General features: G+C 57.5%; 9 protein-coding genes. 3 read left to right on the forward strand and 6 right to left on the reverse strand.

Translation table 11 applies throughout. The annotated features are described in order from the left end of the window. Positions 1–912 precede the first annotated feature (912 nt). Positions 913–1,869 (reverse strand): LysR family transcriptional regulator, encoded by a 957-nt coding sequence (locus tag AC1ME2_RS27540; RefSeq protein ID WP_480438391.1) that lies wholly within the window; start codon positions 1,867–1,869, stop codon positions 913–915. A 162-nt stretch (positions 1,870–2,031) separates the two neighbouring features. Here AC1ME2_RS27540 and AC1ME2_RS27545 point away from each other — a divergent pair, with 162 nt between their 5' ends. The 3 genes from AC1ME2_RS27545 to AC1ME2_RS27555 are packed head-to-tail and all read left to right on the forward strand — an operon-like array spanning position 2,032 to position 5,643. Next, entirely contained in the window at positions 2,032–3,357 is a 1,326-nt protein-coding gene (locus AC1ME2_RS27545; RefSeq protein WP_480438393.1) for an MFS transporter, read from the forward strand. A gap of 18 nt (positions 3,358–3,375) precedes the next feature. Then, the gene (locus tag AC1ME2_RS27550) at positions 3,376–4,605 is read left to right on the forward strand and encodes a Zn-dependent hydrolase (protein WP_480438394.1); all 1,230 of its coding nucleotides are present in this window, start codon (positions 3,376–3,378) and stop codon (positions 4,603–4,605) included. Between the two features lie 12 nt (positions 4,606–4,617). Next, positions 4,618–5,643 (forward strand): histone deacetylase family protein, encoded by a 1,026-nt coding sequence (locus tag AC1ME2_RS27555; protein ID WP_480438396.1) that lies wholly within the window; start codon positions 4,618–4,620, stop codon positions 5,641–5,643. Between the two features lie 51 nt (positions 5,644–5,694). Here AC1ME2_RS27555 and AC1ME2_RS27560 read toward each other — a convergent pair whose 3' ends face one another. The 5 genes from AC1ME2_RS27560 to AC1ME2_RS27580 all read right to left on the reverse strand — a co-directional run bounded on the left by AC1ME2_RS27560 (position 5,695) and on the right by AC1ME2_RS27580 (position 13,775). After that, a complete protein-coding gene (locus AC1ME2_RS27560) occupies positions 5,695–6,663 on the reverse strand; it encodes an AraC-like ligand-binding domain-containing protein (RefSeq protein WP_480442361.1) in 969 nt (322 codons plus the stop codon). A gap of 95 nt (positions 6,664–6,758) precedes the next feature. Further along, positions 6,759–8,849 (reverse strand): caprolactamase subunit alpha, encoded by a 2,091-nt coding sequence (capA, locus tag AC1ME2_RS27565; RefSeq protein WP_480438398.1) that lies wholly within the window; start codon positions 8,847–8,849, stop codon positions 6,759–6,761. A gap of 39 nt (positions 8,850–8,888) precedes the next feature. Then, the gene (gene capB, locus AC1ME2_RS27570) at positions 8,889–10,634 is read right to left on the reverse strand and encodes a caprolactamase subunit beta (RefSeq protein WP_480438400.1); all 1,746 of its coding nucleotides are present in this window, start codon (positions 10,632–10,634) and stop codon (positions 8,889–8,891) included. Between the two features lie 193 nt (positions 10,635–10,827). Then, positions 10,828–12,189 (reverse strand): purine-cytosine permease family protein, encoded by a 1,362-nt coding sequence (locus AC1ME2_RS27575; RefSeq protein WP_480438401.1) that lies wholly within the window; start codon positions 12,187–12,189, stop codon positions 10,828–10,830. Between the two features lie 209 nt (positions 12,190–12,398). Then, entirely contained in the window at positions 12,399–13,775 is a 1,377-nt protein-coding gene (locus tag AC1ME2_RS27580; RefSeq protein ID WP_480438404.1) for an aspartate aminotransferase family protein, read from the reverse strand. Between the last annotated feature and the right edge of the window lie 52 nt (positions 13,776–13,827).

Genomic DNA, 13,827 nt, shown 5'->3' on the forward strand with positions numbered 1-13,827 from the left:
GGTTATTTCAGCCGCCTTGGGCAAACCGTGAAGAGCGCCGGGCGTTTGAATACCCTTTAGAACTTTAGACCCGCTTCCGGTCGATAAATTTGATGTAAATCAAAGTATCCCGTCGCCGTGGGTTAGCTCGATTCGCGTGCCTGGGTTGGGGCTGAGGAGGACGTAGCCTTGTGTTTCATGCGCTTTACACAATCGCCGGACGTCGCCAGCGCTGACAAGCTCAAGAGCTTCAAACTCACTGTTGTCGTGAATACGAATGAAGTTATCAAGCCAGTTATAACGATCATTTCAGTGGTGAGGAAAATCATATCGAAGTAAGCGGAAAGTTAGTTCGCGATACGTTGCGTTGCGATCGGTAGTTTCGCCGACTGAGCATGTTTAGTCGGTTAGTCGCCGTATTAGATGCTCTGGAATTCATGATCGAAAGTTGAATTTAATAATGACAGATGATTGTCATTATTAAATCTGTTCTTCAATAATCTGCCCAATTTTGATAGCAAAAAAATCTGCTCGCCGGGATATTGGCAAGGTGACGGCATTTACTTTGTCACTCGTCCTCAATGAGGTGAGTGCTCTCTCGCTAGTCCTTAAACTTTTGATGGCATCCCGTAATTCGATTTGGCTCGTGATCATTGTGTGCAGCAAGCCATGGGGCTCTGTATGCATTATTGAGTACTCGCTCTTGAACTAGCAGCATACACAGTTTAATCGTCTACTCCTGAAATTGGCGACAGCCGGAGCCATAGGGCATCAGCGGGTGCTTTATGGAATGAGTACTGAATCGCAATTATCGACATGCTGGTGACCTCGAGCTTCGTCGAGTCCTTATCCACCGTAGCGACCATCGAGACGTCCCTCTAGCTGGTCCTGTGTTCGGGATGGGCGATGTCCAGCCGTCCGCCATGTTTGTAATCAATCGGCTGCCAGTCGTGCTGCCAGACTGTCGATAAAAATCGTCTCGGCGCGACTCATTTTCTGGTCTCGATTCCATAACAGGTGGATATCGACGTCGGCGATGCCGTCGTGGGGCGGCAAACGCCACAGCAGGCCGTTCTTCTCATCGTCAGCGACAACGTGGACCGGTAGGCAGCCAACGCCGAAGCCGGCGATCACAAGACGTCGCACTTCTTCCAGGCTCGGCGACGATGCAACGATGCGCCCGCTGAAACCCTGCTGGTCGCGAAAAATGGTCAGCGGCGAAAGCATCCCGCCAATCTGGTCGCTCGTGAAACTGACAAAATTTTCCGATTGCAGGTCGCCTTCCGCCAAACCTGCACGGCCGAACAGGGCGTGGTGTCGACCACAAAAAAACGCATAGCGCTGGCGCAGGAACAAATGTTGTTCGAGGCGAGGCTGCGGCCGGCGATTGAGACTCAAGCCCAGTGTTGCGGTTTTCTCCAGCAGCGCGCTGACGATGTCGGAACTGCGCATGACCTCTATGTCTAGATCTACCCTCGGGTGCTGTCGATGGAAGGTTGCCAGGAAGTCATCGAAACGCTCCGAGAAAATCCGGCTGATCATCAGCAGCCGCACCTTACCTATTACCTCGTCACCCGGCTTTTGCAGGGCATTACTCATCTGCGAGACCTGGCCGTACATCTCACCCGCGATGGCGAAGATCTCTTCACCGGCTTCGGTCAGGACAAAGCGCGGGCCGCGTCGGGCGATGAGCTGGCAATCAAGTTGTTCCTCCAGGCGTTTGAGCGCCTGGCTGATGGCAGGCTGGGTCAAATGCAGACGGGCTGCGGCCCGGCTGATGCTCAGCTCCTGGCCAATGACCCGGAAGGTACGCAACAGGTTCCAGTCCAGGCGATCATTGAGCAGTGGATGCACGTTCCGGCGGAGCTTGGGGTTATCGGCTTCTGACATGATGGCGCTCAATAATAAGCAAAATTTATAATTGAAATAATAAATAGAAAATTGACTAATCATAGCCCCAAGACGATAAATCACTTTAATCACGCGCCATCAGAGCGCATTTGCGACACGTGTTCTCCTGCCAAAAAAAACAAACCAAAAGGAGCCTGACCCATGAAGCCTTCCGCTTCGCCACAGCCTCGCCGTGCTGCGGCAGCCGCATTCATCGGCACCATGATCGAGTGGTACGATTTTTACATTTACGCCACCGCGGCAGCCTTGGTATTCGGCCAACTGTTCTTTCCTTCGGAAGACAAGCTTTTCAGTACCATGGCCGCGTTCGGCACCTTCGCTGTGGGTTTCTTCGCCCGTCCACTGGGCGGGGTGATCTTCGGTCATATCGGTGATCGCATCGGTCGCAAGAAGTCTCTGGTCATCACCTTGGTCATGATGGGCGTGGTGACGGTGTGCATCGGTCTGCTGCCGACTTATACGCAGGTCGGCGTTGCAGCACCGGTCCTGCTTATCGTACTGCGTGTGGTCCAGGGCATTGCGGTCGGTGGTGAATGGGGCGGCGCAGTGTTGATGGCCGGCGAGCATGCACCCAAAGGCCGTCGCAATTTCTTCGCGTCGTTCGCTCAATTAGGCAGCCCCGCAGGCCTGATTCTGTCGCTGCTGGCGTTCAGCGCGGTCACCCGATTGTCTGAGGAAGACTTGATGAGCTGGGGCTGGCGCTTGCCGTTCCTCGCCAGCGCACTGCTGCTTGTGGTGGGGTTGGTGATACGTCTCGGTGTCAGTGAGTCTCCCGAATTCCTTGAGGACAAAGCGCGCGCAGACAGGGCTCGTGCAGTCTCTAACCGCAAGGAGCAGGCGCCGGTTCTCGAGGTGCTGAAAACCTCCTGGCGCCCGTTATTACTGTGCATTGGCGCCAACACGCTGGGCATCGCAGGCGTGTACTTCACCAATACCTTCATGATTGCCTACACCACCCAACAGCTCGGCTTGCCGCGCTCGTTGATTCTCGAATGCCTGTTCGTGGTGGCGATCATCCAGTTCTGCATCCAGCCTTTGGCCGCGTGGGTTGCCGAGAAGGTGGGCGCGACCCGTTTCTTGTGTGCCATGTCCCTGTTAGCGATGGCTTCGCCGTATCCGATGTTTAAGTTGGTAAGCAGCGGTCAGGCGCCGCTGATCATCTTCGGGATTGCCTTGGCGGTAGTGTGCATGGCGTCGTTCTACGCCGTGATCGCTGGTTACGTTAGCGGCCTGTTCGACACTCGGGTGCGTTACACGGCTATTTCCCTGGCCTATCAGGTGTGTGGCGCTCTGGCTGGCGGGCTGACGCCATTGATCGGCACCTGGCTTGCTCATGAGTACCTCGGCCAATGGTGGCCGATGGCAGTGTTCTACAGTTTGATCGCCGGCGTATCGCTGTTCTGCGTGCTGGCGCTTTCCCGCCGTCATGCCCATGCACATCGTCTTGAAATGGCTCATAGCGCCTGACCCCGTTGGAGAACTTGTATGTTGAAAATCAATGGCGAACGCCTATGGGCCAGCCTCATGGCCATGGCCGAAATTGGCGCAACAGCACGGGGCGGGAGTTGCCGTCTGGCCCTGAGTGGCGAAGACAAGGTCGGTCGTGAGCTATTCAGCCGCTGGTGCCTGGGTGCCGGGCTGACCCTGAGTGTTGACGGTATCGGCAACCTGTTTGCCCGACGTGCCGGTACTGATCCGCAGGCGGCTCCGGTGATGATGGGTAGCCACCTGGATACCCAGCCCGAAGGTGGACGCTTCGATGGTGTCTATGGCGTGTTGGCCGGGCTGGAAGTGGTGCGGCGTCTGGATGACTTAGGGATCAAGACCCGAAAACCGCTTGAAATCGCGGTCTGGACCAATGAAGAGGGTGCACGTTTTACGCCCGCCATGCTCGGCTCTGCGGTGTTCACCGGAACGCTGGCGCTGGAAAAAGCGCTGAGCGTCGAGGACAACGACGGTGTGACGGTAGCGCAGGCGCTCAAGCGTACGGGCTATGACGGTGAGCGTGCGCTGGGCGGGGCTGTGGACGCGTATTTTGAAGCTCACATCGAGCAGGGGCCAATCCTTGAGGACAACGCCAACAGTATTGGCGTGGTGACCGGCGGCCAGGCCATACGCTGGCTCGACGTGCGCATCGAGGGCATGGCGGCTCATGCCGGTACCACGCCGATGCCAGTGCGCAAGGATGCCTTGTACGGCGCCGCGCAGATGATTCAGGCGCTGGAAGCGTTGGCCAGTGATTTCGCGCCCGAGGGGCTGACCACGGTCGGCCAGTTGAGCATTGCAAAGTCGTCGCGCAATACCATCCCCGGGGTGGTGAACTTCACGGTGGACCTTCGTCATCATCGCGATGCCGCCATTGAGGTGATGGAGCAGCAAGTTCATTCGCGCCTGCAGGACATTGCCGCCCAACGCGGCCTGTCTATCAGCATCAACCCGCACTGGATCAGCCCGGCTACACCATTCGATGCCGATTGCGTGGCCGCCGTGCAACAGGCCGTGGACGCTTTGGGCTATGCCCAGCAGTCTATCGTCAGTGGCGCCGGCCATGATGCCATTCACCTGGCGCGGTTCTGCCCGACAGCGATGATCTTTATTCCTTGCGTCGGCGGCTTGAGTCACAACGAAGCAGAAGATGTGTTGCCCGAAGATGTGCGTCGGGGTACTGACGTATTGCTCAACGCGGTACTGGCCCGTGCTGGTCAGGCTGAATAAGGAAAGAGTCCGATGCGTAGTTTTTTTCACCCCGAACAGCTCCTGCATTATCCGCGCAGCTATTACTCCCGCGGTCAGATGCGTATTCCTCAGGAAGTACCTGAGCGTGCTTGCAATCTGCTAAAAGCGGCACAGGCGCTGGGTTTCGACATTCAACAGCCGCAAGATTATGGCCTTGATCCATTATTGGCCGTCCACGGCGCCCATTACCTGGCCTTCTTGCAGGAGGCTCATCAACGCTGGAAAGAAGTGCCGGAAGATTGGGGCGAAGAGGTAATGTCGAATATCTTCGTTCGCGAACCCAATGCGTTGCGCGGGATTCTCGCCCAGGCTGCGCGTTACCTGGCTGATGGGAGTTGCCCGATCGGTGAGCTAACCTGGCGTTCGGCGTACTGGTCAGCGCAAAGCGCAGTGGCTGCGGCGAAGACCTTGCTCGAAGGCGCACCTGCCGTCTATGCGCTGTGCCGCCCGCCGGGGCATCACGCCCGAGCCGAGGCCGCCGGTGGTTTTTGTTATCTGAACAACGCGGCGATTGCAGCCCAGGCGTTACGTGAAGGTTTCCAGCGCGTGGCCGTGCTGGACACCGACATGCATCACGGCCAAGGCATACAGGAAATCTTCTACGACCGTGACGACGTTTTGTACGTGTCGATTCATGGCGACCCGACCAATTTTTATCCCGGCGTAGCAGGCTTTCCAGATGAGCGCGGGGTTGCCGCTGGTGAGGGTTATAACCTCAATCTGCCAATGGCCCACGGGGCCAGCGAAGCAGACTTCTTCAGTAAGCTGGAGCTGGCACTGGCCGCAGTAAAGGCGTTTTCTGCCGACGCGTTGGTATTGTCATTGGGTTTCGACATTTATGAGCTGGACCCGCAAAGCAAAGTGGCGGTCACTCGCCAAGGCTTTGCCCGCTTGGGTGAGTGTGTGCGTGACCTGGGTCTGCCATGCGTGATTGTGCAGGAAGGCGGTTATCACTTAGAAACCCTGGAGAGCAACGCTAAAGCGTTTTTCGACAGTCCTGAGGCATGGCTGGGTTAGTTCCGAGAGCCGGGCCTTGCGAAAGGGAGCGATAAAAAATAAGTTATTGAATTAACCGCTCACGACACTAGCAACCTCCGCGCGGACCTCCCTGGCGGTACGACCGAAGTGTTTACGAAAGCTGCGGGTAAATTGCGCCTGATCGCTGAAGCCCCAATGCATTGCCAGCTCGCCAATTGACAGGTGGCAGAGGGGGTCATGCAAGCGTCTATTTACGGCTTCAAGACGCCGCAGACGAATCCATTCGCCAAGGCTGTAGGGTGTGCGGGTGAAGAGTTTGTGCAAATAGCGCACTGACAGGCCACAAGCCTCAGCGATCAATTGCGGGGCTAGGTCGGGGGAGCATAGATGTTGTTCGACGTAGTGCTCTATACGCTGCAAATGTAAGGCGGCCAGGTTCGAGCTTTCGCTGTTGAGCACTCGTTCGTCCTGACGCAGGGTCATCAGCAATGTCGAGAGCGCTTGTTCGAGCAGCATGTGGCGGGCGGCCTGGTCGCATTCGTCAAAGCGCGCGGCGCACATTACCAGTTGATCGACAAAAATTCGCCCTAGGCTCCGCCGGGCATCAAAGCAAAAGCGGGTATAGCGTTCAGCACCACGCAATTGCCCTTGCAACGCGCGTTCAGGCAGTTTGAACACCCAAAGATCGTTGTCGGCGGCATAGCGAAAGCGGTAAGGCGCATCGCCCCGTTCAAAGATGAAGCTGCCGGGCTGGCAATGCAGCTCACGGCCGTCCTGTTCGAAAAGCACTTCGGTGCGGCGAGGTACGGTGACCAGATAACAGGCTTCGGAGTCATCGCTGACCTGAGCTTTGCTGCGCGAATAAGCGAGCTGGCTGGAGCGCAGGCGGGACAAGGCCAGTGAGGTGCTGGACGTTTCCCAGATTTGCAGACTGCCCTGAAACCGACCGTCGGGATTGAATTCCAGGGAAAGCGGGAAGTAAGTGTTGCCAATTGCCTCAGCCCAGCGCGGTTGCCGTTCACTGTCAGGCCAATACCGAGTGGACAGTTGTTGAGCCATCATCGCCCCTTTTTTTGTTTATATCGAGGACAGCACCGACGGCTCAGACCCTCGGTGCTGTTGGTGGGCCATCTTTGGTCAAAACCTGCTAACGGTCAATTACCAGATGTCAGGCAGTAAGTGGCCGATGGTGCCAGGACTGCTTGCCAACCTGGAGGCACAACGATGTTGGTGGTGGTTTCCTCAATCACGCAGGGGCCCTGGATCGTTTGGCCGACTTGCAGCCAGTCGCCGTTGTACACGGGTGTTTCCTGCCAGGCATCCAGCCCGTCGAACAGCATCGAACGGTGGCTTTGCGGCACGGCGGGGCGCGCATTTTCCGGAGTTGGCAGTTCCGGCATGGGCGGGTGTTGCAGGCGGGCAATCACCGAACACTCCAGGTTCACCAGCTCGATCGGACTCTCTGGTTCGCTGTAGGAAAACAGTGCCTTGTGCCGCGTATGGAACGCATCGCGCAAGGCCACCAGCCCGGCTTCGTCGAGTGGAGCATCGGTCAGTTCGACGCTGCATTCGTGGATCTGGCCGAGGTAGCGAATCTCCAGGTTGTAGAGGCAATCCACTTTGTTGCCGGCACTGAAACCATCCTCGCGCAGGTTATTCATGCCGCGTTCGCGCAGGTCATTGAGGGTCTGATTGAGCAGCGGTAGGTTGACGAATTCATCACCCAGACGCATCGGCAAACTGGTCAGTTGATCGTAGCGGATGTCCGACAGAATCTGCCCGAACGCGCACAGGCCCGAGGCGACTTTAGGAATCAGTACGACGTTGCTGCCGATTTCCTCCGCCAGCCGCATGACGTGCATGCCCGCAGCGCCACCGGCACCGATCAGGGCGAATTCCCGGGGATCGTATCCGCGCTCGACGGACACCCGGCGAATACCGCTGACCATGTTCAGGTTAACCAGCGTGATGATGCCGATGGCCGCACGCTCAACGCTGATCCCCAACGGGAAGGCGATTTTGGTGTGAATGGCGTCAATAGCCGCCTGGCGATTAAGACGAATACTGCCGCCCAGCAGCGCACCGTCGGCCAAGTAGCCGAGGGCCAGATTAGCATCGGTCACGGTCGGCTCGACGCCACCTTTGCCGTAGCACACCGGGCCGGGATTGGCGCCGGCGCTGCGCGGGCCGACTTGAAGCATGCCGAAGGTGTCGAGATGGGCAATCGAGCCGCCGCCCGCGCCAAGGGTTTCCACCTGAATCATGGGTACGCCGATGCGATAGCGCAGGAAATCGGTGTCTTTGCTGAAGTTGGTGCGTCCGGATTTGCTCAGGGTGATGTCAAACGAAGTGCCACCCATATCGACCGTAATCACATTGTCGATGCCGAATGGTCGAGCCACGCACAACCCGGCTTGCGGCGCGGATGCAGGCCCCGAGTTGATCGCATTGACCGCACGTTCGCGCATCACCACGCCCGGAGCCAAGCCGCCGTTGGACTGGAAGTAGCGAGTGGGCTGTTGAGCGCCGAGTTCTTCGAACAAGGTGTCGATACGCTCGATGTAACGGCCCATGACCGGGCTCAGGTAAGCGTTAACCACGGTGGTCGAAGTACGGGTGTATTCGCGGATTTGCGGGAACACTTCATTGCCGGTGCAGACGAACACGTCAGGTAATGCTGCACGCACCATTTCAGCGGCGCGTTGTTCGTGGCTCGGGTTGCGCACCGACCAGACAAAAGAAATAGCCACGGCCTTGACGTCTTGCTCGCGGAAGTACTCGATCGCTTCGTGAACCGCGCTCTCGTCAAGCGGACTGTATTCACTGCCGTCGCTGATGATCCGTCCGCTGATAGGGCGACGCAGATGACGCGGTACCAGCATGTATGCCGGTGGGTAACTGGCGTCGTAGCGATGACCGTCTTCCTTGTGACCCAGACGGATTTCCAGGCTGTCTTCATGGCCGTCGGTGCATAACAGACCAACCTTGACGCCGGTTTTCTCGATCAATGCGTTGAGGGCCACGGTGGTGCCGTTGATGCACAGGTCGCATTCGGCAATGATCTCGGCCGGGGTGCGGCCGATGGCATCGGCGATTTGCGCCAGGCCGTTACGGATGGCGATGGTGCCGTCTTGTGGCGTCGACGGAGCTTTGAACAGCTGCACGTTGCCGCTGCGGTCGGCGAGGATGAAGTCGGTGAAGGTGCCGCCGGCGTCGATGCCCAGACGATATTGCTGCTTAGTCATGGTGTGAGTCTCTACGTTGCTCAAGGGGGCTGGGCTCAATTAATGCGCGGCGCGGCGAGCATAGGTTTCGGCTTCGTCGAGCCGGCCGTTGCTGTCGATCACCAGGCCGTACTCCAGACGCGCGCCCTCGGGTGAAACCAGGCCGTTCAGTACGTCGTTGAGCACACTGGCGACGGGGCGTTGCAGTGGGTTGCCGTAGCCACCACCACCTGGATTGACGTTGATCACGCGTTCACCCGGTTGAGCGGTGAGCATTGCGTTGTAGGTAAAGTGGTCTTCTTTGCCGTCCACTTTGCGGTGGATCAGACGGCCAAGTTTGGGTTCGAGCATGCCGTTGGTTGCGCCTGCAGCCCCTGCGGTAGGCAGTTGCCGACCCTCACCGAAACCGACCACGGTCATGGCGTGGTTCAACGGTTCGATTTCGATACGGGTACCCGACCCACCGCGGAATTCGCCGGCACCGCCGCTGTCGGTCATCAAGCTGTAGCGGTGGATCAATACCGGATAGGAGTATTCCAACAATTCGATATCACCAGACATCAGCGCACCGAAGCAACACAGCGGGCCGCACGCTGGCCAACCGTCCATGGCCTTGTTGGCGCCGGCACCGGAAATGATCGATGCCAGGACCATGGTCACGTATTCACTGTTGCTGTTACGCGGGTCACGCCCTGCGATGTTGATTCCGCTGGCGTGACCCCAGGACGCGGTGACGCGATCTGGGGCGGCTTGTTCCAACGCTTGGCGCACGGCGTCGGCGAGGGTTTCCATTGGCGTGGTGGTGCTGTTGACGTGCGGCGCCGGCTCCTGTGCGTTGCACAGCGTGCCGGGTGGGCCGAGATCGACACTCACGCAACGGTACAGACCTTCGTTATAGGGCGGCGGCACCTGGGCGAACATCATCAATCCCAGGTAAACCCCGGAGATCGAGTTGCCCGCGTAGGAGTTGATGAAGTACGGCACTTGCGGTGGGCTTTCGATCAGTACATGGGCTTCGTCACCGCGGATTTCCACCTGAGCGGTGATCGACAGTTCGCCCAGGCCATGGCCCGAGTCCTCGAGAACGGCAGTGCCGGTGTAAAAGCCGTCGGGCACGTCACGCAGTAAAGCGCGCATGTGGCGGTCAGCCATGTCTTTCAATTCGGCAATGCATTCACGAACCTGCTCCACGCCGTAGCGGTCAAGCAGTTCGAGCAAGTGCCGTTCACCAACGCTGCACGCGCCGTATTGGGCGTTCAGGTCTCCTTCCTGATAAGCGCGGGCACGCATGTTGGTCAGCAGCAGGTTGATCACGTCTTTGCGACGCTTGCCTTGCGACCACAGCTTAACCGGCGGAATGCGCAAGCCTTCAGCGTAGATTTCCTTGGCGTCGGGGTTGTAACCAGCGGGCACCGGGCCTCCAATGTCGGTGAGGTGGCCTTTGCAGACAGCCCAGAACACCAGTTCGCCTTTATAGAACACCGGCTTGTACATGCAGCAGTCGAGGATATGGCTGCCTTTGTAAGCCGGGTCGTTGTGATAGATGACATCACCTTCAAGAATGTCATCGCCGAAGAAACCCGCGACGCATTTCATCGCAGGAATCAGCGATCCCAGGTGGATTGGAATGTCTTGACCTTGCAGGATCATTTCCGGGAGGTGGTCGAAGAGGGCATTGGAATAGTCGTGAGCAAGGTTGAAAACGCTCGAACGGCCAGTTTTTTCCAGCGTGAGGGTCATTTCTCGTTGCGCGGTTTCGAGTGCGCCTCGCACAACTGCCAGGGTGATCGGATCTACTGTACTCATGGGCCACCAGTAATCTTGTTGTTATCTAGGTGAGGGTCATGACGGACGTCTAACCCACGACACAAAGCTACGCGTACACATGGGCTGCTGGCTTGTCGCAAAGTGCACTGCTTTTTGATTTGCAGGGCACTATGGTTTGTGGCTGTTTCACAGCCCACGGCGAGCAAGATTGAGTTCAATCAATGACGTTGTGTCAGATGCCGGTGGCGCGTACGAACCAGCTGCGCCTGGCGCTGTTGAGCAGCAGCCAGTAGGCGCCAAATGCACTGACGAACGTCACTGGTGCCGAGAATGTGGCCAGCGTTGCACTGCCAATATTCAGCAATAGGATGCCCAGCCCTGCAGCGAGGAACCATGCGCCTAGGCCGCAGGGGTTGAATGCGCTGACACGCTCAAGTTCGTATTCGATCTTGCCCTCGAACAACTGAGTGTATTTGGGCGAAAAAATGTGCGCCAAGGCAATCGCGACCCAGGCCACGATGAAGATGCTCTGGTACGCCAGCGCCTGAAGGATGTACTCGAAAACGTTAAGGCGCATCAGCGTGTAGACCAGTACTCCGACGGCAATTGCCCAGACGATGTAAGGCACCTTCGCCAGCCCCAGACGACCGAAGAATGCCTGCATGTTAGTGGCCGCCAGGAAGAAGTTTGCAGAGTTGATACGCGTCTGGCTGACCCAGACGAAAATCAATCCCCAGACACCCATCAGCTCGATAATCGCCATGACTACCGAAACCTCCGTCAGGCCACCGGGTGTCGGAATAGTCCCGGCAAGAAAGATCCCCACTAAGCCATTGATCAAAAAGGTGAAGGTGTAGAAAGGTAGCCCGAAGTTGAATCGGCCATGGTATTGAGCGTCCTCCTTGCGCCCGAAACGTGCATAGTCCCAGGTGTACATCATCAGGATCCACACGCCCATGAAGTAGCTGAAACAATTCCACCAGCCGTTTTCCACCGGGCCGTTCTCAGGGCCCATTTCCAACCAGGCAGAGCTGTAACCGTATTCGCCGATGGTCACCACCACCAGCGCAACCAGGCCGATCAGATAGAAGGGCAGCAGCACCCCGTTGAGCTTGTCCATCCAGTTCTGCACGCTGCCAAAGATCAATGGCACGCTGTACAGCACAACCAGCAAGTACGCTTGATTCAGCGACATCGCCGATACGTATTGGTGAATCGCGATGGCGATGACCGAACCTTCGAACACGCTGTAGTAAGTGGCGGTAGCGAAGAATATCAACGTGGCCAGGATCGCGCCTGTGCGACCAAACAACACGCGTGAAAACAGGGCGACCGAAAGTCCGGTTTTGATCGCGTAGCGCGAAATTATGCCGTTGATGGCGGCATAGGTGACCACCGAAAGTACCAAGCCGATAATTGCGTTTTTAGTGCCGAACGTCATCGCCAGCGTGGCAGAAACCACCAGCCAGAACATTGCGCTGCAGATGCCCCACCAGGCCATCGTCAGTGAGCGTTTACTCATGCGGTGTGTGTCAGGAATGGCAACGATTGAGTAGTCGGTGCTATTGCCCTGTTTCTTGAGGGTTGAGGCCATGGCTCTTCTCTTTGTTTTTGTATGAAGAGTCATGATGTTAAGAGAAGCGGGGCGCCGAATAATTGCTGTTGGCGGCCCTATCTTTTGTCATTGAGTGAACTGGCACAGCGTCCGGTTGATTACTCTCGGCCCGTCCGCAAAGCCGCTTGTTTGCTATAAACGAGCGGCTTTTTTATATGCGAAGACCTCCCTCAGGGATCGCTGGTGATCTAGCGGCTAGCGTTGAACCAGCGTTGGGTATCCTCCAGCGAGCGGGCAAAACGCTCGAGGATCAAACGGATCTCGGATTCGCTGGAAATCAGCGGCGGGCAGAAGGCAATAGCATCGCCCATATTGCGCGTGATCATGCCGTGCTCCTGAGCGCGACCGGCCAGGTAGCGACCGAGCTTGCCTGTTACCTCAAATGGGGTTTTGCTTGCACGGTCGGCGACCAGCTCCACGGCGGCGATCAGACCTTGCCCACGCACTTCGCCCACCAACGGGTGATCGGCGAATTGGTTCAACCCGTCCTGGAGGATCTTGCCCATGGCGGCGGCATGCTGCACCAAATTGTCTTCTTCAATGATCTTGATGTTTTCCAGTGCTACGGCGGCAGCGACCGGATGGCCGCCGGCGGTAAAACCGTGGCCCAGGGTGCCCAGGGCATGGCTCTGGTCTGCGATGCCTTGATACAACTCGTCATTGATCAGAATCGCCGAGATCGGCTGATAGGACGAGGAAAGCTGTTTTGACAGCACCATCACGTCCGGGCGAATACCGAAGGTCTCGCTGCCGAACATATTGCCGGTACGGCCGAAGCCACAGATCACTTCGTCCGCGACCACCAGGACGTCGTACTTGCGGCAGACCGCCTGAATTTTATCCCAGTAGGTGCGCGGCGGAACAATCACACCACCCGCGCCCATCAGCGGCTCGCCGTAAAAAGCGGCGATGGTTTCCGGCCCTTCGCGAAGAATCAGGTTTTCCAGTTCTGCGGCGAGGCGATCGGCGAACTGCTCCTGGCTCTCGCCGGCCAGCGCATGGCGATAGTGATGCGGGTTGCCGACATGGTAGAACCCTGGCAGCGGCACATCGAAGCCGCGCTGGTTGGCTGGCAGACCAGTAAGGCTGGCGCTGACGATGGTGATGCCGTGGTAACCATTGATGCGACTGATGAATTTCTTTTTGGCCGGTTTGCCCAAGGCGTTATTGCGATACCAGATCATTTTGACCACGGTGTCGTTGGCTTCGGAGCCTGAGTTGGTGAAAAACACCTTGCTCATCGGCACCGGCGCCAGCTCGATCAGTTTGTCTGCCAGTTCGATGCTGGGGGCGTGCGCCTTGTGGCCGAACAGGTGGTAGAAGGGCAGCTTGCGTAGTTGACTCTCTGCGGCCTTGATCAGGCGTTCGTTACTGAAACCCAGGGCTGCGCTCCACAGGCCGGACATGGCCTCAATGTAGGGTTTGCCCTGGTCGTCGTAGACATAGATGCCCTCGCCACGCTCGATGATGAGCGGGCCGACTTCCTCGTGCACACGGGCATCGGTGTAGGGGTGAAGTTGGTGTTGTACGTCTTTTTCGGCAAGTGACAATTTATTATTGTTCATTGATTAGCACTCATGGATACAGGAAAAAGTTTTGATGACACGATGGTGTCTC

Source organism: Pseudomonas sp. ASL9, from assembly GCF_056680335.1.

Bases quoted from the DNA above. Each gene is read 5' to 3' on its own strand.
- AC1ME2_RS27550 (WP_480438394.1), top strand. From the start codon at position 3,376: ATGTTGAAAATCAATGGCGAACGCCTATGGGCCAGCCTCATGGCCATG.
- capB (WP_480438400.1), bottom strand. From the start codon at position 10,634: ATGAGTACAGTAGATCCGATCACCCTGGCAGTTGTGCGAGGCGCACTC.
- AC1ME2_RS27575 (WP_480438401.1), bottom strand. From the start codon at position 12,189: ATGGCCTCAACCCTCAAGAAACAGGGCAATAGCACCGACTACTCAATC.
- AC1ME2_RS27540 (WP_480438391.1), bottom strand. From the start codon at position 1,869: ATGTCAGAAGCCGATAACCCCAAGCTCCGCCGGAACGTGCATCCACTG.
- AC1ME2_RS27560 (WP_480442361.1), bottom strand. From the start codon at position 6,663: ATGGCTCAACAACTGTCCACTCGGTATTGGCCTGACAGTGAACGGCAA.
- AC1ME2_RS27545 (WP_480438393.1), top strand. From the start codon at position 2,032: ATGAAGCCTTCCGCTTCGCCACAGCCTCGCCGTGCTGCGGCAGCCGCA.
- AC1ME2_RS27555 (WP_480438396.1), top strand. From the start codon at position 4,618: ATGCGTAGTTTTTTTCACCCCGAACAGCTCCTGCATTATCCGCGCAGC.
- capA (WP_480438398.1), bottom strand. From the start codon at position 8,849: ATGACTAAGCAGCAATATCGTCTGGGCATCGACGCCGGCGGCACCTTC.
- AC1ME2_RS27580 (WP_480438404.1), bottom strand. From the start codon at position 13,775: ATGAACAATAATAAATTGTCACTTGCCGAAAAAGACGTACAACACCAA.